At 71.0% G+C, this 19065-nt stretch carries 17 protein-coding genes and 1 riboswitch; of the genes, 10 read left to right on the top strand and 7 right to left on the bottom strand.

Annotated elements, in window-relative coordinates; all coding sequences use genetic code 11:
• Positions 1-18: 18 nt before the first annotated feature.
• From Q0Z83_RS30845 to Q0Z83_RS30835, 3 genes are all read right to left on the bottom strand, one after another.
• Positions 19-1371 (bottom strand): NAD(P)/FAD-dependent oxidoreductase, encoded by a 1353-nt coding sequence (locus Q0Z83_RS30845; RefSeq protein ID WP_317786746.1) that lies wholly within the window; start codon positions 1369-1371, stop codon positions 19-21.
• Between the two features lie 74 nt (positions 1372-1445).
• Complete coding sequence (locus Q0Z83_RS30840) at positions 1446-1862, bottom strand: MarR family winged helix-turn-helix transcriptional regulator (RefSeq protein WP_317786745.1); 417 nt, start codon at positions 1860-1862, stop codon at positions 1446-1448.
• The gene (locus Q0Z83_RS30835; protein WP_317786744.1) at positions 1859-2734 is read right to left on the bottom strand and encodes an alpha/beta hydrolase family protein; all 876 of its coding nucleotides are present in this window, start codon (positions 2732-2734) and stop codon (positions 1859-1861) included. The genes Q0Z83_RS30840 and Q0Z83_RS30835 overlap by 4 nt, the downstream gene beginning before the upstream one ends.
• Positions 2735-2822: 88 nt before the next feature.
• Here Q0Z83_RS30835 and Q0Z83_RS30830 point away from each other — a divergent pair, with 88 nt between their 5' ends.
• Positions 2823-3161 (top strand): L-rhamnose mutarotase, encoded by a 339-nt coding sequence (locus Q0Z83_RS30830; protein WP_317786743.1) that lies wholly within the window; start codon positions 2823-2825, stop codon positions 3159-3161.
• A gap of 9 nt (positions 3162-3170) precedes the next feature.
• Here the strand turns inward: Q0Z83_RS30830 and Q0Z83_RS30825 are convergent, their stop codons facing one another.
• Entirely contained in the window at positions 3171-3611 is a 441-nt protein-coding gene (locus tag Q0Z83_RS30825; protein WP_317786742.1) for a DUF1877 family protein, read from the bottom strand.
• Positions 3612-3804: 193 nt separating this feature from the next.
• Between Q0Z83_RS30825 and Q0Z83_RS30820 the strand changes: the two genes are divergently transcribed.
• Genes Q0Z83_RS30820 through Q0Z83_RS30810 form a run of 3 tightly spaced genes read left to right on the top strand, consistent with a single transcriptional unit; the run spans position 3805 to position 6978 of the window.
• Positions 3805-4065, top strand: a complete 261-nt coding sequence (locus Q0Z83_RS30820; RefSeq protein ID WP_317786741.1) for a hypothetical protein — start codon at positions 3805-3807, stop codon at positions 4063-4065.
• A 47-nt stretch (positions 4066-4112) separates the two neighbouring features.
• Complete coding sequence (locus Q0Z83_RS30815) at positions 4113-5327, top strand: histidine kinase dimerization/phospho-acceptor domain-containing protein (RefSeq protein ID WP_317786740.1); 1215 nt, start codon at positions 4113-4115, stop codon at positions 5325-5327.
• Between the two features lie 19 nt (positions 5328-5346).
• The gene (locus tag Q0Z83_RS30810) at positions 5347-6978 is read left to right on the top strand and encodes a GAF domain-containing sensor histidine kinase (protein WP_317786739.1); all 1632 of its coding nucleotides are present in this window, start codon (positions 5347-5349) and stop codon (positions 6976-6978) included.
• Here the strand turns inward: Q0Z83_RS30810 and Q0Z83_RS30805 are convergent.
• Positions 6964-8562 (bottom strand): glycoside hydrolase domain-containing protein, encoded by a 1599-nt coding sequence (locus Q0Z83_RS30805; protein WP_317786738.1) that lies wholly within the window; start codon positions 8560-8562, stop codon positions 6964-6966. The genes Q0Z83_RS30810 and Q0Z83_RS30805 overlap by 15 nt on opposite strands.
• 193 nt (positions 8563-8755) lie before the next feature.
• Between Q0Z83_RS30805 and Q0Z83_RS30800 the strand changes: the two genes are divergently transcribed.
• Together Q0Z83_RS30800 and Q0Z83_RS30795 are read left to right on the top strand one after the other, a co-directional pair.
• Positions 8756-9076: a hypothetical protein gene (locus Q0Z83_RS30800; RefSeq protein ID WP_317786737.1), complete on the top strand. Its 321-nt coding sequence runs from the start codon at positions 8756-8758 to the stop codon at positions 9074-9076.
• A 65-nt stretch (positions 9077-9141) separates the two neighbouring features.
• Positions 9142-9705, top strand: a complete 564-nt coding sequence (locus Q0Z83_RS30795; protein ID WP_317786736.1) for an HD domain-containing protein — start codon at positions 9142-9144, stop codon at positions 9703-9705.
• Here the strand turns inward: Q0Z83_RS30795 and Q0Z83_RS30790 are convergent.
• Together Q0Z83_RS30790 and Q0Z83_RS30785 are read right to left on the bottom strand one after the other, a co-directional pair.
• Complete coding sequence (locus Q0Z83_RS30790) at positions 9685-10758, bottom strand: M20 family metallopeptidase (RefSeq protein ID WP_317786735.1); 1074 nt, start codon at positions 10756-10758, stop codon at positions 9685-9687. The two genes, Q0Z83_RS30795 and Q0Z83_RS30790, sit on opposite strands and share 21 nt — an antisense overlap.
• 9 nt (positions 10759-10767) lie before the next feature.
• A complete protein-coding gene (locus Q0Z83_RS30785; protein WP_317786734.1) occupies positions 10768-11553 on the bottom strand; it encodes a DUF1684 domain-containing protein in 786 nt (261 codons plus the stop codon).
• Positions 11554-11627: 74 nt separating this feature from the next.
• Positions 11628-11743: riboswitch (SAM riboswitch) on the top strand.
• A 16-nt stretch (positions 11744-11759) separates the two neighbouring features.
• On the opposite strand from Q0Z83_RS30785, the gene Q0Z83_RS30780 reads away from it, so the two are divergent.
• From Q0Z83_RS30780 to Q0Z83_RS30765, 4 genes are all read left to right on the top strand, one after another.
• Positions 11760-12989: an aminotransferase class V-fold PLP-dependent enzyme gene (locus Q0Z83_RS30780; RefSeq protein WP_317786733.1), complete on the top strand. Its 1230-nt coding sequence runs from the start codon at positions 11760-11762 to the stop codon at positions 12987-12989.
• Positions 12990-13051: 62 nt separating this feature from the next.
• Complete coding sequence (locus tag Q0Z83_RS30775; protein WP_317786732.1) at positions 13052-15334, top strand: putative bifunctional diguanylate cyclase/phosphodiesterase; 2283 nt, start codon at positions 13052-13054, stop codon at positions 15332-15334.
• A gap of 9 nt (positions 15335-15343) precedes the next feature.
• Positions 15344-17578 (top strand): glycoside hydrolase domain-containing protein, encoded by a 2235-nt coding sequence (locus Q0Z83_RS30770; RefSeq protein ID WP_317797165.1) that lies wholly within the window; start codon positions 15344-15346, stop codon positions 17576-17578.
• Positions 17575-18834 carry a glycosyltransferase gene (locus tag Q0Z83_RS30765; protein ID WP_317786731.1) on the top strand — a complete coding sequence of 420 codons (1260 nt, stop codon included), beginning with the start codon at positions 17575-17577 and terminating at the stop codon, positions 18832-18834. The genes Q0Z83_RS30770 and Q0Z83_RS30765 overlap by 4 nt, the downstream gene beginning before the upstream one ends.
• Positions 18835-19065 lie beyond the last annotated feature (231 nt).

The raw sequence follows: 19065 nt of genomic DNA, 5'->3' as shown, positions 1-19065 counted from the left end.
TCGGCGGGCCGCCATACGCTACCCGACCTTGTCCGCCTCCTCCGCAGCCCGGCGGAACGGGTCGCCGTACGCCCGGATCGCCTGCCGTGCGAAAGCCTGCTGCTGGGTGGCGACCCGCTCCGAACGGCCGCGGCCGAGGAAACTGACGAACCAGTGCAAGACCGCGGTCACCCGGTTCTTGAAGCCGACCAGGTAGAACAGGTGCACCGCCACCCACACCACCCAGGCCGGGAAGCCGGACAGCCGCAGCTTCCAGATGCTCGCGACCGCCGAGAAGCGGGAGATCGTCGCCAGGCTGCCCTTGTCGAAGTAGCGGAACGGCTGACCCGTCTCCTTACCGGCCAGGCGGCGCTTGATCTGGTCGGCGGCGTGCCGGCCGCTCTGGATGGCCACCTGCGCCACCCCGGGCAGCGGTTTCCCGTCGTCACCGGCCAGGTTCATCATGTCGCCGAGCGCGAAGATCTCCGGGTGGCCCGGCAGTGACGTGTTCGGCTCGACCAGGATCCGACCCGCCCGGTCGGTCTTCGCGCCGGTCGCCGCGGCCAGTTTCGCGGCCAACGGCGGTGCCGCCACCCCGGCCGCCCACACCTTCGTCATCGTCGGGATGCGCTCGCGCTCGCCGTTCGACTCGACCTCGATGCTGTTCGCGTCGACGCCCACCACCATCGTGTTCGTCCGCACCTCGACGCCGAGCTTGTCGAGCTGCCGCTCGGCCTTGGCCGAGAGCTGGTCGCCGAACGTGTTGAGCACCGCGCCGACCGCGTCGACCAGCAGGATCCGCGCCTTGCGGGAGTCGATGTGCCGGAACTGCCCGACCAGGTTGCGGTGCGCCAGCTCGGCGATCTGCCCGGCCATCTCGGTGCCGGTCGGGCCGGCGCCGACGACCACGAACGTCATCCAGCGCTCGATCGTCTCCGGGTCGGTGTGCAGATCGGCCACCTCGAACGCGCCGAAGATCCGGGCCCGCAGCTCCAGGGCGTCGTCGATGCTCTTCATGCCCGGCGCGTGATCGGCGAACTGGTCGTTGCCGAAATAGGACTGCGAGGCGCCGGCCGCGACGATCAGCGTGTCGTACGGCACCGTGTAGTCGATGCCCGGCCCGGCCACCGACACGACCTTGCGCTCCACATCGACGTCCTGCACCCAGCCGAGGCGTACGTCCACGTTCTTCTGCCGGCGCAGCACCTCACGGATCGGCGGCGCGACCTCGCCCTCCGACAGGATCCCGGTCGCGACCTGGTAGAGCAACGGCTGGAAGAGGTGGTACGCCGTACCGTTGATCAAAGTGATCTCGACGTCGGCGTGACGCAGCGCCTTGATCGCGAAGAGGCCGCCGAAACCGGCCCCCACGACTACCACTCGATGACTCATCAGTACTTCCTCACCCTTGGGGGCACCCGCCAACCACTCTGGTATGCCCACGGTTCCAGCGGAAGTACCGGCGATCAGGTCAAGCGCTGTGTGATTTGTCCCAGCCAGCGCGCCACCACGTCCAACTCGGCGTCGGTGAAGCCGTCGGAGATCTCCGCGTTCAGCTCCCGGACCACCTCCTTGGCCGCGGCGACCGCCTCCCGGCCGGCCGGGGTCAGGGCGAGCCGCACCGCCCGGGCGTCGGCCGAATCCGGCGTCTTCACCAGAAAACCGCCCTTCTCCAGGCGGCTGACCAGCCCACTGATCCCGGACGGCGACGCGCACAGGGCCGCGCTCACGTCACCTACCAGCGCGTTGTCGTGCGCCGCCAGATGGAACAGCACACCCGCCCCGGCCGCGCCGAGACCGCTGTCGCCGGAGCGCGCGTCGATCCACCGCCGGACCGAACGCTCGGCGATCATCATCTGGAAGACGAGGCGGTGGCCGCTCATCGAGCCGTGTCGTCTCTCCCGGGAGTGTCGGCGATCCGCTTCTGCAGCCAGGTCAGCAGCTCGGGCCAGAGGGTGTCACGGGCGGAACGTCGCATGAACCCATGGTGGCCGATCCGCGGCACGCCCGCCTCGGCCGGGGTGTGGGTGCGCCGCTCCACCTGCGCGTTCGGCAGCCGGGCGGCCAACTCGTCGACCTGCCGCGGCGTCGCCCACGGGTCGTCGCTCAACCCGATCACCAGCACCGGCTGGGTGACCGCGGCGGCCCGCTCCGCGCCGCGCATCACCGGATCGTCGAACAGATAGTTCGGCAGCGCGCCCCAGCCGGCCCACTGCCGCACGGCGGCCACCGAGATGTCCTCGCCCAGACCCAGACGGCGCGCCGGGACATATCCGAGAAGACCGGCCAGGGCCGGCCCGATCAAGGACAGCACGAGGCGTACGCGGAACCGCTCCACCCGGTCCGGAATGGCGCCGATCGACGCCACATGCGAGGCCACCAGCGCGAACGCCGCGGGCCCGGACCCGCCGCGCCCGAGCGCGAGGGCATGCCCGCCCACGCTGTGCCCGACCGCGAGCTGCGGCAACCCCGGGAACCGTGCGGCCGCCCACGTGGTCATCGCCGGCACGTCCTGCTCGATCCAGTCCCGCATACCGACGTCCCGGTGGTCCCGTGGCGACCCGGACCGCCCGGTGCCCCGGTAGTCGTAGGTGACCGCGGCGATCCGGTTCTCGGCGAGGAACGTCGCGAACGCGGCATAGAACCCGGCCGGCGTCGCCGTCGCCGGATGCACCACGAGCACCGCGACCGGCTCCTGGTCCGGCTCGAACAGCGTCCCGACCAGCCCGCCCACGTCGACCAAAGTATTTCGCATGCGACATAAATTAGCACGGGCCAAGGTCGGTCGAGGAACGCGTCCGGATGGATTGAAACGTTACGGTCGAGGCGGCAGGATGGCCGCCATGACGTACGTGTGCTTCACCCTGCAGGTCGACCCGACGAAGCTGGACGCCTACCGGGAGGCGCACGCCGCCGTCTGGCCGGACATGCTCCGGGCACTGCACGAGACCGGCTGGCGTGACTACCGCCTCTTCCTGCGGCCGGACGGCCTGCTCGTCGGCACACTGCAGACCGACGACTTCGCCGCCGCCCAGGAGGCGATGGCCCGCACCGAGGTCAACGCCCGCTGGCAGGCCGCGATGGCCGAGTTCTTCCCCACCCTCGGCGAGTCCCGCCCGGACGAGGGCATGCTGGTCCTCGACCAGGTCTTCCACCTGGAGGAACAGCTCGACCGCAGCTGACCGCGCCGGTCAGGCGCGCCAGGCGACCACCTGATCGCCGGCGGCCGCCGCGTCGCGGAACAGCGCGACCACACGGACGTAGGCGTCCTCCAGGTAGGACAACGCCCAGTCGGCCTCCCACAGATCCGCCGGGTAGACGCCGATCGACTCCATCAGCGCCCGGTCGTATCCGGCGGCCGCCGCCGTGAACGGGGTCGCCCCGAAGAACGCGGCCGCGGCCTCGACCTGTTCGGCGCTGAGAATCAGGAACGGCTCACCGGGCTCGAACACGTCCACCGGCGGGTCCAGGTCGAGCAGCAGGAAGTGCAGCCCGGCCCAGGCCTTGTCGGTATGGGTGCCGGGCTGCCCGTCCGCGAACTCCAGGGCCTTACCGACGTCCTCGCCGAGCAGCCGCCTCAGCTCGGCGACGGCCTCCGCCCCGCTCCGCCGGAAGTAGGTGATCACACTCATCGGCGCATTCTGCCGGACGCCCGCCGCCACCGGACCGGACGGGAGGGCGGGGCGCGGGGGGATACCGGACGGGTGAACGGTCGGCTCACCGGAAACCGACAGCGAACGTACAGGTCAGGGGTGGAACTGGCGCCCTACCCTGGAATCCGGACGGCTCGCGGATCGTGGGCCGGGCAGAACGAGGAGACGTTCGGTGGGCTTCGTCAAACGGTTCGTGCTCTCGATGGTCGCGTCGAAACTTCAGCGGATGTCCCACAAGGGCCACAACCCGATCGCCGACGGCATGCTGCGTGAGGTCAACCGCAAGCTGTACGGCCACGGCTACCACCCGGGCGGCCACGGCTACCACCACCCGGGTGCCTACGGTCACCCCGGGGCGTACGGGCATCACGGCCACTACCGGCACCACGGGCACTACCGCCACCACGGCCACTACCGGCGCCGCTGGTTCTGACCCGGCGGGATCGTCAGATCCGGCCTCCGGTTGCCGATGGGGAGCAGGTGGGGAGCGAACGGGAGCGGCGACGCGTCGCGGTCCTGCGCGAATATCACCTCCTCGACACCCCGCCCGCCGCTGAGCTGGAGGCCGTGGTCCGGGTGGCCGCGACCGTCGCCGGTGTGCCGACGGCGACGCTGAACCTGCTCGACGACCGGCGGCAGTACCAGTTGACCACGGTCGGGTTCGCCGGGCGGCACTGCGACCGCGAGGACTCGATGTGCGCGGTGCGCCTGGACCGCGGGGTCTTCGTGCACCTGCCCGACGCCCGGGAGGAACCGGACTACCGGAACAACCCGTGGGTGACCGGGCGGCTGGGGCGGATCGTGTTCTACGCGTCCGCGCCGCTGATCAGCCCGGGCGGGCACGTGATGGGCACGTTGTGCGTCTTCGACGATCGGCCGCGGCGGCTGTCGCCGGAGCAGATCGACCGGCTGACCGATCTGGCCGGCATCGTGGTCGCGTTCTTCGAGCGGCGTCGGCTCGCCCGGACGTCGGCCGGGCTCAAGGAGACCATCCAGGCCCGGGAACAGTGGACCCGGACGGTGCTGGACAGCATCGACGAGGCGGTCATCGCGATCAACACGACCGGCGCGGTCACCCTGATCAACCGAGCCGCCCAGAACCTGCACCCGGACACCGATCTGGCGGCCGGACCGGCCGGGTCGGCGTCCCGCTACCGGCTGTACGAGCCGGACGGCCGCACCCTGATCCCGGACGATCAGGTGCCACTGGCCGTGGCGATGCGCGACGGCCGGTCGGTCCAGGGCCGGGAGATCCTGATCCGGGTGCCGGGCCGGGAACCGCGGTCGGTGCTGGCCAACGCGTCCCCGCTGCGGACCGCCGACGGCACGGTGAACGGTGCCGTCCTCGCTCTGCACGACGTCACCGCGGAACACGCCCGGCGACGGATCCTCGAGGAGGCCCACGAGCGGCTGGCCACGGCCAACGCCGAGCTGCGCCGCTCCAACGCCGACCTCACCAACTTCGCCGGGGCGGTCAGTCACGACCTGGTCGCACCGCTGGCCTCGGTCGGTGGCTATCTCGAGTTGCTCGCCGATCCGGACGATCCGCCGGCCGACCCGCGGGTGGCCGAGTGGGTCACGTCGGCGGCGCAGGCGGTGGTCCGGATGCGGGACCTGATCGACGCCCTGCTCGACTACGCCCGGGCCGGCAGTGCCCCGGTGCGGCTGCCGGAGAAAGAGTCAGATCACCGGTAGTGGTGCCGATCGGACTGAGGTGGACCTGGCTGAACGGCTTCCGGAACGGGAACGCCTGCGGCTCGCCGCGCTGCACGAGTACCGCCTGCTCGATTCGCCGGCCGGCGACGAGCTGGAGGCGGTCGTGCGGGTCGCGGCGACCGTGGCCCGGGTGCCGCACGCCACCCTCAACCTGATCGACGAGAACCGCCAGTGCCAGCTCACCACGGTCGGTTTCGAGGGTGGTGACTCGGAGCGGTCCGACTCGATGTGTGCCGTCCGGTTCGAGTCCGGCCAGTACACCCACGTCCCGGACGCCAGCACCGACCCGGTCTTCATGCACAACCCCTGGGTCACCGGGGTGCTGGCCGGTGTCCGGTTCTACGCGTCGTTTCCGCTGGTCACGCCGGAGGGGCACGCGCTCGGGTCGCTGTGTGTCTTCGACACCGAGCCGGGTCTGCTGGACGGCGGGCAGATCGAGCGGCTCAAGGACCTGGCCCAGATCATCCTGGCCCTGTTCGAGCGGCGGCGGCAGGCCCGGATCAACGCCGAGCTGGCCGCGCTGGCCGAGGAGCGGCAGCGGTGGACCGACACGCTGCTGGAGACGATCGACGTGGCGGTGGTGGCGGCCGACCAGACCGGGCGGCTGACCCTGTTCAACCGGGCCGCGCGCGAGTGGCACGGGATGGACGATCTCCCCGGCCGGTATCAGCTGCTGGAGACCGACGGGCACACCCCGTTGCGGCCGGACCGGGAGCCGTTGTGCCGGGCCCTGCGCGACGGCGGCGTCAAGGACGCCGAGATGATCATCAAGCGGCCCGATGGCGAGTCGCTGCAGGTCAGCGTCAGTGGCCGGGCACTGATCGGGCCGGGCGGCGTCCCTCAGGGCGCGGTCGTCGCGATGAACGACGTGACCAGCGCCCGCGCCCAGCAGCGGGCGATCGAGGAGGCCCGTCGCGAGCTGGCCGGCGCCAACGCCGAGCTGCGCCGGTCGAACGCCGACCTGAGCAACTTCGCCGGGGCGGTCAGCCATGACCTGGTCGCACCCCTGACCTCGGTCGGCGGTTACCTGGAGCTGATCGGCGACGAGGTGGAGGGCCGCCCCAAACAGTGGGCGGACGCGGCGTCGCGGGCGGTCACCCGGATGCGCGATCTGATCGGGTCGCTGCTCGGCTACGCCCAGGCCGGCAGCGCCCCGGTGCGCCGGGCCACCGCCGACCTGGCCGAACTGTTCGAACAGGTCCGCACCGACCTGCGCCCGGCGGCCGGAGCCGCCGGGGCCACCGTCGAGGCACCCGGACCACTGCCGCTGGTCGACGGTGACCCGGTGCTGGTCCGGCAGCTGCTGCAGAACCTGATCGGCAACGCGATCAAGTACCGCGATCCGTCCCGGGACTGCCGGGTCACCGTCACCGCCGAACACGGCCCGGGCGGATGGACCGTCGCGGTCGCCGACAACGGGCTCGGCATCCCGCCGGAGCAGCGGCGGCGGGTGTTCGAGATGTTCACCCGACTCGGCAACGGCTCCGCCGGTGGCCACGGCATCGGGCTGTCCACCTGCTGGCGGATCGTGGAACGGCACGGCGGTGACATCCGGGTCGACGAGACCCCGGGTGGCGGCACCACCGTGCTGTTCACCCTGCCCGACCGGGCCGCCTCAGAAGAGGGGTGACCGGCCCTTGTATCCGGTACTGACCCGCACCCCGGCCACGAAGCCCTTGCCGTTGCCGCGGTAGACCATCAGGTGACCGGTCGACGTCTGGATCGCGGCCAGGTCGGTCCATCCGTCCCGGTCGAAGTCGCCCACCCCGAGCAGGTCGCGCAGCCCGGTCGCGGTGCCGATCTTCAGCGCCGCCTGGAAACCGCCGGCCTTACCCCGGTAGAGGTAGAGCGCGCCGGTGCTGTTCAGTTTGACCAGCAGGTCCGGGTAGCCGTCCCGGTTGAAGTCGCCGACCCCGGCGAACTCGCTGCGGTTGTTCCAGTCGCCGTAGGCCAGGGCCACCCGCTTGCCGAACTTGGCGCCGGCCACACCCGGGTACAGGTAGACGTTGCCGTTGCTGGTCTGCGCGGCGAGCATGTCCGGGTAGCCGTCCCGGTTGAAGTCGCCGATCGCGGTCAGCTCCCGCATGTGGCTGAAGTTCTTGGACAGCTGCTTGCGGGCGCCGAACTTCCCGGTGCTCAGGCCGGGGTAGAAGAACAGCGCGCCGGCCTTGGTGCGGACGATCAGATCGGTGAGGCCGTCCCGGTTGAGGTCCATCCGCAGCAGCGCGTTCGCCGACGGGTAGACGCCGACGGCGGTGCGGCCGCCCTCGGAGACCCACGTGCCGTTGCCCGGGTAGGCGAACAGGTTGCCGGTCGACGTGGTCCGGGCCATGATGTCCGACCAGCCGTTGCGGTTCCAGTCGGACAGCTTCGCCGACGGCAGCAGGGCGAAGTCCAGGTAGTCGTTGTCGATGTTGATCGTCACGCCGCCCCAGGTCTCCTGGTGGGCGCCGCGGTACTGCTTCATCCGCCGCTTCGGGGTCCAGTAGCTCGCCGGGATCGCCTTGTCGGTGACCGTGACGACCTGGTCCCAGCGGGCGAAGTCGACGTAGTCGGGCCGCACGTACCCCGGCCGGTTCCAGACCGCGACCATGTCGGCGATGCCGGTGGCGGCGCTGCTGTAGTAGCCGGAGAAGTAGCCGTAGTCGTGCAGGCGGGCGGTCCACGAGTTCATGAACGTCAGCACACCGTCGCGGCAGGCGATGTTCTTGCTGTCGTACGACTCCATGTCGTAGATCAGCACGCTCTCCTTCGACAGCCCGAGCGCGGCGGCCTGGCGTACCGCGTCCTCGGCGGTGGCCCGGCCCTGCGCGGCCGCGTTGGCGTTGTCGATCAGGTTCCGCTTGGTGAGCGTGGTGCAGCTGGCCTGCGGGCCGACGTAGAGCGGGATCAGCCGCCAACCGCGGGTCACCTGCTCGCGGACCCACTCGGCGGTCAGGTTGGCCTGGGTGCAGCCGCGGTTGTTGCCACCGAAGTAGATGCCCGCCGCCCGGTACGGCGACGACTTCAGCCACGCCGCCATCGTGTCGCTGGACGGGGCGGTACAGGCGTCGAACCCGTACCCGGTGAAGTTGCCCGGTTGCGGAGCGAGCGCGGCGGCGGCGCCCGCGTTGCCGTTGATCAGCGCCAAGGGGGCGACCGAGAGTGTCACGACCACTGCCGCGAGTAGCCGCCTCCGGTATCTGACGACGCCGGCGGTGAACTTTCGCAGCATGGGAACCTACTTCATCGATACGGAAGGCCCATAGAGGTAAGCAGACCGGGTCCCGACGGTCAATGCCGGGCTCCGCCCCGGCCCGGACGTCGACAGTTCACCTGATGTCCATGTCTCGTTGTGGCGGGTGAACATAAGGCCGCGCCTATGGTGGTCAGACGCCTGAACGCACGGTTAACGAAAGGCAAGTGCGATGCGAGACCCGGTTCTCGAGGTCAGCACGAGCGCCGACGGCAGTGTGGTGATCCAGCCGCACGGCTCGGTCGGTCCGGACGAGGCGGTGGAGCTCCGGCAGCTCCTGGTGCACACGGTTCGCCGGGTGCGGCCGTTGCGCCTGATAGTCGATCTCGCGTACGTCCGTGAGCTCGACCCGATCAATCTCGGTTCCGTCGTCGCCGCCTGCGGCCTCGGCGACGACCATCAGGTGGCCGTCTTCGTCGACAACCCCAGCGGCCCGCTCGCCGCACAGCTCACCGCGGCGGGTGTTCCGTCCCAGCGGCTACGCGTCGGTTGACTGTTTCGATCAGCGGTCATCGTCCGTCCATCCGCCGTTAACCTGCGGAGACGTAGCATCCGGCGATGACCGCTGTTCTCGCTCCCACCCGCGCCCATCTGGCGCGCTCCGTCGCCGAGGCGTTGATCGGCGACAGCGGCAACCGGTGGAGGCACACCGCCGGGGTGGCGGAGCGTGCGGCGGAGCTCGCCGACCGGCTCGACCTCGATCCGGACGTCCTGGTGGCGGCCGCGTGGTTGCACGACATCGGCTACGCCGCGCCGATCGCGCTGACCGGTTTCCACCCGCTCGACGGTGCCGTGCACCTGAGCGCCGAGGGTTGGCCGGCCCGGATCGCCGGCCTGGTCGCGTACCACTCCGGCGCCCGGTTCGTCGCCGTGGCGCGCGGTCTCGCCGGGCCGATGGCCGCCTTCCCGGACGAGCGCAGCCTGATGGCCGACGCGCTCACCTACGCCGATCAGACGGTCGGCCCGGCCGGCGTCCGGGTGGACACCGAGACCCGCTACGCGGAGATGCTGCACCGCCAGGGCCCCTGCTCGTGGAACGCGAAGGTCGGCGCCGCCCGCCGTCCCCACCTGCGGGCGATCGCCGCCCGCGTCGAGCACCTGCTAGCCGTCCAGACCCGTTAGAAACATCTCGAGCGCGCGGCGGTACGGGTCGAGCGTCCGCAGATCGACATACTCCTCCGGCCCGTGCTGCCCGTCGCCGCCCGGCCCGAAGATCACCGCGGGCACGCCCTCGGCCGAGTAGAACCGCCCGTCCGCCGCCCCGTGTTTACGCAGCAGCGACCCGTCGTATCCGGCGTCCCGCGCGGCCTGCTGCAACCGGAGCACGTCGGCACTGCCCGGATCGGCGAAGTGCGGCGCCCCCAGCGCCTCGACGGTGGCGGACAGCCCGGTCACCGCGGTGAGGAACGCGGCCACCTCGTCCGGCCCGCGCCCGGCCAGATCCGGATCGGACGGCGGGAACCTGATGTCCAGCAGCGCACCGGCCTCGGCCGGCACCACGTTGGCGGCCTGGTTCGGGGTGTCGATCCGGGCCACGTTCACCGTCGTCACCCACGCCTCGGCGGCCGGGGTGGGGTACCGCTCGAGCAGCCGACGCACCCCCTCGACCACCGCGGCCAGCGCGTTCGACCCGAGCCACGGGTAGGCGGCGTGCGCGGTCCGGCCGGAGGCGGCGAGCCGGGCCCGGATGATCCCCTTCGACTCGTTGACCACCCGCAGCCCACTCTGCTCGCCGATGATCACGAACCCGGCCCGGATCCCCCGCGCCACCTGGTGACCGGTCCCGTCGAAGCCGCCCACCTCCTCGTCGGTGACCAGCTGCAACCCGATCGGGTAGGGCAGAGTGGCGGCCAGGTCCCGGAAGACCTGGGTCATCACCAGAGCGGCAGCCTTCATGTCGTGGGCGCCGCGGCCGTAGAGCCGGTCGCCGTCCAGGCGCGGGACGAACTGGTGCGGCTCGCCGGGCACCACGTCCAGGTGCGCGTTGAGGATCACCCGCGGCGGGCCGGGCCGACCGGGGGTGGTCAGCAGCGCGCTCGGCCTGCCATGGGACTCGAATCGCCGTACCCGGAAATCCGGACCGGCCACCGTGAGCAGCAGGTCGAGCGCATGCCGCAGCTCGTCCGGGCGATCCGCGGTCGAGCGGATCGCGATGAGCGCCGCGAGGTCCTCCATGGACGGACCCTACGCCGGAATCCTCTCGCCCGCCTCGACCGCGACCGGCAGCTTGTTGCCGGCCGGCGGCAGCGGGCAGGTCGCGAAGTCGACGTACGCGCACGGCAGGTTCGTGGCCCGGTTGAAGTCCAGTGTCACGGTGCCGTCCGCGGCGGGCGCGGCGACGGCCAGGCTCCGGTTCGCCGCGTAGGTGGTCAGCCCCGACGTCGCGTCGGTGAACAGCACGGACAGCGACCCGGGCGTGTTGCCGTTGAACGCGATCAGCGACAGCTGCTCGCCGCCGGCCTCGAACTCGATGCGCCCCGGCGCCTCGTAGACGTGCTCGATGCCCTCGGCCACCGAACCCACGGTGGTCGGCTTCGGCTCGTCGAACCTGACGAACCGCCCGGTCACCACCCACTTCTCGTCGGCCGGATAGGCGGGCGTACCGGTGTAGGCGGTGAGCAGCGGGCTCCGCGGGCTCCGTGGCCGCACCACGTCGTAGCCGCCGCGCCGGGCGATCTCGATGTGCACGTCGCCGTGCTCCACGATCACGTCGGCGCGCTCCGCGATCGGCTCGAACGTGTGCGTGCCGGTGATCGTGCCGGTCGCGGTGGTCAGCGATTCACCCTCACCCAGGGCCACGGTGACGCCGGACGGTCCGGTACTCCACGCGCCGGGGGCGTCGTCGAAGCTCTGCGGCGTCTCGGTGAGCCAGTGCAGGCCGGTGATCGCGAGGAAGCCGTGCGGATCGGCGCGCCGCTTCTCGTGCTCGGTGTGCCATTGGTCCCACTGCTGCTGGAACGAGGTCGTCATGAGGCATGACTGTATTCCCTACTTCGAGCGTGGGAAATGGACGACGGACGTGACATCTGCTAACTTCGGCGGCAGGTCATGAGTGCCAGCGCGTAGCCCCGGCTTGCTGGCCGGCAACCCTTCCGTTCGCGACGGGGTGCCCCGGGTGAGGACCGGGCCGTCTGTCGACCGACAGCGGCAAACGGCGAACCCGTGGAGGCGCGGTCATGCCATCTTCCTCTCTCGCATTCAGCTCCCCGCTCGACGTCATCGGTCCGGACGACGACTTCGTGCATCTCGACTACGCGGCGTCGGCGCCCTGCGTGCGGGCGGCCGCCGAGGCCGTTCAGGACCTCCTTCCCCGGTACGGCAGCGTGCACCGGGGCACCGGGGTGCGCTCGCAGGCGTCCACCCTCGCCTACGAGCTGGCCCGGGACGTGGTGGCCGAGTTCGTGGGCGCCCGCCCCGGCGACTCGGTGATCTTCACCCGGAACACCACCGACGCCCTCAACCTGCTGGCCCGGGCCCTGCCGGCCGGGACCACCACCGTGCAGTTCGAGGGCGAGCACCACGCCAACCTGCTGCCCTGGCCGAACCCGCTGCGTCTGCCCGCCCCGGCCTCGCCCGACGACGCGATCGCCGCCCTCAAGCAGGCCCTCGACGGGCGGGTGGGGCCGGTGGTGTTCACCGTCACCGGGGCGAGCAACGTCACCGGCGAGGTGTGGCCGGTGCGTGAGCTGGCCGACGTGGCGCACTCGTACGGCGCCCGGGTGGTCGTCGACGCCGCCCAGCTCGCCCCGCACGTCCCGGTCGACCTCGACGACCTGGGCGCCGACTATCTGGCCTTCTCCGGTCACAAGCTGTACGCCCCGTTCGGTGCCGGGGTGCTCGTCGGCCGCTCGGACTGGCTGGACGCGGCCGAGCCGTACCTCGCCGGTGGGGGCGCGAGCGCCGCGGTGGGTGACCGTCCCGGCGAGCTGACCTGGGCCACCGGCCCGGCCCGGCACGAGGGCGGCACCCCCAATCTGCTCGGTGCGGTGGCCCTGGCCGCGGTCTGTGAGGCGCTCACCCAGGCCGGCCGGGTCGCCCGGCACGAGCACGAGCAGCGGCTGCTGGCCCGGCTGCGCTCCGGCCTGGCCGGGGTGCCGGGGGCGATCGAGGTCAGCCTGTTCGGCCCGGACCACCCGCGGGTGGGCATCGTGTCGCTGGCGCTGCCGGGTCACGACCCGGCCGAGGTCGCCCAGCGGCTGGGCCGGGAACACGGCATCGGCGTCCGGGCCGGCCAGTTCTGCGCCCACCCACTGGTTCGCCGGCTGACCGACAGCGACCGGACCGGCGCGTGCGGCGACGGCGTGACCGGCCTGCTGCGGATCAGTTTCGGGCTGGGCAGCACCGAGAACGACGTGGACCGGGCGGTCGGTGCGCTGGCCGCGGTACTCGGCACGGATCGCACCTGACCTACAACCGGCCCGGTCCTGTGACCCGTACCCCATCCGGCCGATGCTGCGTTCGTGGCGACGTGGATGGCGAGGCTCCGCGACCGGCTTCCGGCCGGGGGAGGCTCAACGACGAGGACTGGGCGGGTCGGCACCGGCTGCTGACGGTGCTGCTTGCCCTGTGCATGGTGTTCTTCACCGTGTTCGGTGTGCTCCGCGGCGCCGGGGCGCCGGAGCTGCTGATCACCGACGGACTGGTGCTGACCAGCCTGGTGATCGCGACCGCGCTGAGGAACCGGCGGATCCGTTCGGTCGCCGTGGCGCTCGGTTACGTGGCCGCCTGCGGCGGCTTCGTGATCGTCTGCGACGGTCTCACCGAGGCGCATTTCACGTTCTTCATCCTGATCCCGGCGCTCGCCCTCTATCGGGACTGGGCGCCGTTCGGTGGCTTCCTGGTCGGCACGACCCTGCACCACGCCGGGTTCGGTGTGGCCGAGGCGGACCACACCTTCGGCCACGACTCGGCGCAGCAGCACCCGCTGGTCTGGGCGCTGCTGCACGGCGCCGCGGTGCTCTGCGCCGCGTCGTTCCAGCTGGTCGCGTGGCGGTTCAACGAGATCGAGGAGCAGCGTGCCGAGGAGCACCTGAACGAGAGCCAGGCCCAGCTCAGCGTCGCCTTCGACGAGACGCCGGTGCCGATGGCCATGTTCGCCACCGACGGCCGGCTGCTGCGTACCAACGCCGCCTACCGCAACTGGCTGCGCCTGCCCGCCGAACTCCCCGCCGACTTCACGGTCCGCAACCTGCCGCTGCGCCCGATGCAGCCGGACGAGCCGCGGTACGCCCAGCTGCTCACCCAGACCCGCGAGCCGATCACGATGACCCGGCAGTACATGCGTACCGACACCGGCGCGCTGATCTGGGTGCAGACCCACGCGACCGGCCTCTACGACCGGGACGGCGGGCTGCGGCTGATCTTCGTGCACTGCAACGACGTGACCGCGGTCCGCGACCACGAGGCCGAGCTGCGCTACCAGGTGCGGCACGACTCGCTGACCGGCCTGCTGTCCCGCAAGGCGTTCGAGCAGGACCTGACCGAGATGCTCAGGGTCGCGACCCAGCCGGTCAGTGTCATCTACCTGGACGTCGACCGCTTCAAGTCGATCAACGACGGCGCCGGGCACACCACCGGCGACGACGTGCTGCGCGCCCTCGCGGTCCGGCTGACCCACGTGGTCCCGGCCGGCTCCCTGCTCGCCCGGCTCGGCGGTGACGAGTTCATCGTCGCGTTGACCGGACCGTCCGGTGGCGGGCTGCGGGTCGCCGACGACATCCTCGCCTCGCTGGCCGAGCCGCTCGCGGTCGGCGGCTACGAGCTGCCGGTCGCCTGCAGCATCGGCGTCACCACGGTGACCGGGCCGAGCCACGCCGACGACGTGGTCCTGGCCGCCGACACCGCGATGTACGCGGCCAAGCGCGCCGGCGGCAACCGGGTCCAGGTGTTCACCGACGAGCTGCGCGTGCCCGTACAGGAGAAGATCGCCGCCGAGGCCCGGGTCCGCCGGGCGCTGGCCGGCGACCCGCGGCTCACCCTGCCGCTCTGGTTCCAGCCGGTGGTCTCCACCGTGACCGGCCGGATCGCCGGTGCCGAGGCGCTGGTCCGGATGCGTACCCCGGAGGGGGAGATCCTCAGCCCGTTCCACTTCATCCTCGCCGCCGAGGAGACCGGCCTGATCGTGCCGCTCGGCGAGCACGTGCTGCGCTCGGCGATCGACCACCTGCTGCACTGGCAGGACCGGCTCGGCTACGTCTCGGTCAACGTCAGCCCCCGCCAGCTCGCCGAACCGGACTTCGTGCCGATGGTCGCGAGCGTGCTGGCCGGGTTGCCCGGCTTCGACCCGTCCCGGATCGTCCTGGAGATCACCGAGACCGCCCTGCTCGCCTCGACGGTCGACGTCAGCGAGCGGCTCACCGCGCTCAAGCAGCTCGGCGTACGGATCGCGCTGGACGACTTCGGCACCGGGTACAGCTCGCTGACCTGGCTGAAGTCACTGCCGGCCGACATCGTCAAGCTGGACCGCTCGTTCGTGGCCGGCCTGGCCGAGGACCAGCGCAAGGCGTCGATCATCCAGGCCGTGCTGTGGCTGGCCCGCTCGCTGGGCATGTCCACCATCGCCGAGGGGGTCGAGGAGGCGGCCGACTGGGAGGCACTGCGCGTCGCCGGCTGCCCGGCCGTGCAGGGCTACTTCTTCAGCAAGCCGCTGCCCGCCGCCGAGTTCGACGTCATGCTCCGCGAGTCCTTCGAAAGGGCCACCTTCGAGGGAGTTCACTTGCGCGAAACCATGGGGACAGCTGTGGCCGGTTAGAGTCCGGCCATCCTTGACAAAGTAGATCCATTCATCGGCACCGCGGCCACCGACCTGCCCAGGGCACACGGTCTGGCCGCCACGTGGTGGTGGCCGAAGCCGCAGGTGGGTAACACCCACCCCGGGGCCACCTCCCCCCTCGGCATGGTCTCGGCCTGCGCGTACTCGGGGGCGTACCCGACCGGATATGGCCGGTACGCCAAGAACACCGAGGGCGTGCCCGAGGAGATGTTCGACAGGCACCAGGCCTCCGGGTTCACGCATTTCCAGCAGTCCGGCACCGGCGCGATCCGCAAGTACTACAACTACGTGCGGGTCACCCCGATGGTCCAGCCCCTCGACGACCTCGGCCAGTCCTGGCCGCTGGAGGACGAGCGGGCCGAGGCCGGCTACTACGCGGCCAATCTGGACACCGGCGTGCGCTGCGAGATCACCGTGGGGGAGAAGGTCGCGGTCCACCGCTACACGTTCCCCGACCACCACAGTGCCCGGGTCGTCATCGACCTGTCGTGCGGTGGCCTGGCGATAGACCTCGGCCGGACCGTGCCGCTGCGTGCCCAGGCCGAGAGCATGGGCCATGGCCGCGCCCAGGGCACCGTGGTGATGGAGGGAATCCCGCTCTCGGTGCACATCGAGGTGGACAGTCCCGGCTGGCGGCAGATGCTCTGGTACGACCGGCGGCTCATCCCCGGCGGCACCCGGCTCGACTTCGACAGCATCCGGCACACCACGCTGCGCCCGTTCGGCATGCTCTTCATGGGACCGACCCGCGCCGGGCAGACCATCGAGGTCCGGATGGGTTTCTCGCTGCGCGGCTGCGACCAGGCCCGGCAGAACCTGGAGCGCGAGTGCGGCACCGGCGTCTCGGCCTTCGAGACCGTGCGCGACAAGACCCAGGACCGCTGGCGCGACCACCTCGGCCGGGTCCGGGTCGACGGCGGCACCGACAACCGGCGCACCGTGATGGCCACCGCGCTGTACCACTCGCTGATCAAGCCGTGCATCGCCGACGACGAGAGCCCCAACTGGCCCGACCCCGGCCCGTACGCGTTCGACATCTGCACCATGTGGGACATCTACAAGACGCAGATGCCGCTGCTGTCGGCGATCGCGCCGGACCGCTACGCGGACATGCTGGAGTCGCTGATCCGGGTCTGCGAGGAGGAGGGCAACTTCCCGATCGGCTACCGGATGGCCCGTGGCGCCGACCGGTTCTTCCGGCAGGCCAGCGCGCTCGCGCACACCGCCCTGGCCGACGTGCAGGCGCTACGCCGGCCGGGCATCGACTGGACCTGGGCCCTCGTGCACATGGTCGACGACCTGCGGCGGATGTACGGCGAGGACTTCTGGGAACACGGCGTGGTGCATCCGATCACGCACACCCTCGATCTGTCGTACGCCCACCACTGCACCGCCAAGGTGGCCCGCGCCCTCAACGACCACCGCCTCGCCGCCGACCTGGAACGGCGCAGCCGCGACTGGGTGAATGCCTTCGACCCGAAGACCGGACTGCTGCGCGACTCGGAGTTCTACGAGGGCGGCAAGTGGAACTACTCGTTCCGCCTGATGCACGACATGGCCGGGCGGATCGCCCTGGCCGGCGGCGACGCGGCGTTCAGTTTCATGCTGGACCGGTTCTTCGGTTACGGCGCGGCCCCGGTCAAGCAACCCGGCCGCTGTCCCGACCCGGTCGAGATGGCCACCGGGTACGCCTTGAACCGGTTCGAGGGCCTCAACAACGAGCCGGACATGGAGGTGCCGTGGGCGTACCACTACTCGGGCCGTCCGGACCGGACCGCCGAGATCGTCAACTCGGCGCTCACCTGGCAGTTCGGCACCGGGCCGGGCGGTCTGCCGGGCAACGACGACTCGGGTGGCCTGAGCGCCTGGTACGTGTGGGCGTCGCTGGGCCTGTTCCCGGTCGCCGGTCAGAACATGTTCCTGGTCAACGCCCCGGCGTTCGAGCGGGCGGCGATTCAGGTCGAGGGTGGCGAGTTCGTCATCGAGACCTCAGGACATCGAGAATCACCGATTGGTGTCGACGGTGCTGACCGCGACCCGGCACCCCAGTACGTTCAGTCCGCGACCCTCAACGGGAGGCCCCTGCACGCCACCCACCTGAACGCCGCCGACGTCCATCAAGGCGGACGGCTGCACCTGCGACTGGGCCCCGAGCCCTCCACCTGGGGACACGGGATCCGGCCGCCATCCCTCTCAGATTCCCACCCTAAGGAACAACGATGAGCCGACCGACCCGCCGCCTCGTCATCGCGGTACGCGCCGATCCGGTCATCTGCGGGCACTCCGGCGAGGCCCGCAACCTCGCCGAGGTCGCCCTCACCCGTGGCTTCGACGACGTGGTGCTGCTCACCTGGCCGATCCCCACCCTTCAGGCGGCCGGCCTGCCCCTCAAGCCCCTCGACCGGCTCCTGCCGTACAGCCCCGGAATCACCGTCGAGCGTCCCGAGGCGGTCGGCGACTACCGGGTGCCGGACGGCCGTCACCTGGCCGGGCTCACCGGCCGCCTGGTCGAGCTGCTCTCCGAACCCGTACCCACCGTCTGCCTGTCGATGTACCTGGTACCCCACACCCAGGTGATCAACGACGCGGTCACCGCGGCCCGGGCCGCCGGGTTCGACCCCGACGTGCACACCATCGCCAAGGCGGTCGGCTCGGACGTCACCAACGTCATCCGCTCCTGCCTGCGGGAGGGCCGGTTCGGGGCGGCCACCGTCCTGCTCACCACGTTCCTGGCCAGCGACGAGGTGGTGGCGGTCTCCGAATACACCCGCAACGAGATCATCGCCTCGGCCGAGGAGGTCGACGCGCACTGCGGCACCACGTTCGCCGAGCAGTGCCGGGAGCGGGTCGCCGTCAGCTATCCGCCGATCGACTCGTCGGCCTTCACCGACCTCGACCCGGCCGCCGTCGACGCGGCCCTCGAACGCCGCGGCCTCAAACGCGACCGCTATGTCCTCTTCCTGTCCCGGGTGGCCCGGGCCAAAGGCATTTACGACCTGGTCATCGCGTACGGCCAGATGCGCTGCCGGGACGACGTGAAACTCGTGGTCGCCGGGACCGGGCCGGCCCTCGAACACGTGCAGGCGATGGCCAAGGAGGACGACCGGATCATCTTCCTCACCGACGTCGACGACGACGAGAAACCGCTGCTGATGGCCGGTTGTGCGGCGTACGCCCTGCCCACCAAGCCGGAACCGGACTTCGTCGAGACCTTCGGCATCGCTCTCGCCGAGAAGGGCCTCGCCGGAGGCGGGCCGATCATCACCACCACGACCGGTGGTGTCCTGGAGGCGGTCGGCGACGCCGCGGTGATCGTCGAGGCGGGCGACATCGGCGGCCTCGCCGACGCGGTGGACCGGGTCGTTCTGGACATGTCCGAACAAGAGCGGCGAGACCTGGAGATCCGGGCGCGGGAGCACGCCATGGCCTTCGACCGGGTCGCGGTCTTCGACCAGCTCTTCGCGGCAAAACCCCTTTAATCGGTACGGGGCGCGCCGCTCGATGCGACGCGCCCCGTCCCCCTGTTCACTGTGACGACGATCTCCGATATGGTCTCCTCCGCTGTGGAGGGGTCGTATCGGGGGATGAGCATGTTCAAGTGGATCAGTGCTTGGTTCAACGAGCGCGTCGACCCTGCGCCCAATCCGCTGCGGATGACCGTCGCCGATGTCGACGCCGAGCTGGCCGCCGTCCGGGCCGTGCCCGGCTGG

The sequence above is a fragment of the Actinoplanes sichuanensis genome, from assembly GCF_033097365.1.
Classification (GTDB): Bacteria; Actinomycetota; Actinomycetes; order Mycobacteriales; family Micromonosporaceae; genus Actinoplanes; species Actinoplanes sichuanensis.
The sequence above is the reverse complement of the archived record's forward strand: the minus strand, read 5'-3'. Positions and strand labels throughout refer to the sequence as shown.

Coding starts and splice junctions, on each gene's coding strand:
- Q0Z83_RS30790 (WP_317786735.1), bottom strand. CDS start 10,758: ATGGAGGACCTCGCGGCGCTCATCGCGATCCGCTCGACCGCGGATCGC.
- Q0Z83_RS30840 (WP_317786745.1), bottom strand. CDS start 1,862: ATGAGCGGCCACCGCCTCGTCTTCCAGATGATGATCGCCGAGCGTTCG.
- Q0Z83_RS30825 (WP_317786742.1), bottom strand. CDS start 3,611: ATGAGTGTGATCACCTACTTCCGGCGGAGCGGGGCGGAGGCCGTCGCC.
- Q0Z83_RS30800 (WP_317786737.1), top strand. CDS start 8,756: ATGCGAGACCCGGTTCTCGAGGTCAGCACGAGCGCCGACGGCAGTGTG.
- Q0Z83_RS30765 (WP_317786731.1), top strand. CDS start 17,575: ATGAGCCGACCGACCCGCCGCCTCGTCATCGCGGTACGCGCCGATCCG.
- Q0Z83_RS30845 (WP_317786746.1), bottom strand. CDS start 1,371: ATGAGTCATCGAGTGGTAGTCGTGGGGGCCGGTTTCGGCGGCCTCTTC.
- Q0Z83_RS30805 (WP_317786738.1), bottom strand. CDS start 8,562: ATGCTGCGAAAGTTCACCGCCGGCGTCGTCAGATACCGGAGGCGGCTA.
- Q0Z83_RS30785 (WP_317786734.1), bottom strand. CDS start 11,553: ATGACGACCTCGTTCCAGCAGCAGTGGGACCAATGGCACACCGAGCAC.
- Q0Z83_RS30795 (WP_317786736.1), top strand. CDS start 9,142: ATGACCGCTGTTCTCGCTCCCACCCGCGCCCATCTGGCGCGCTCCGTC.
- Q0Z83_RS30780 (WP_317786733.1), top strand. CDS start 11,760: ATGCCATCTTCCTCTCTCGCATTCAGCTCCCCGCTCGACGTCATCGGT.
- Q0Z83_RS30835 (WP_317786744.1), bottom strand. CDS start 2,734: ATGCGAAATACTTTGGTCGACGTGGGCGGGCTGGTCGGGACGCTGTTC.
- Q0Z83_RS30830 (WP_317786743.1), top strand. CDS start 2,823: ATGACGTACGTGTGCTTCACCCTGCAGGTCGACCCGACGAAGCTGGAC.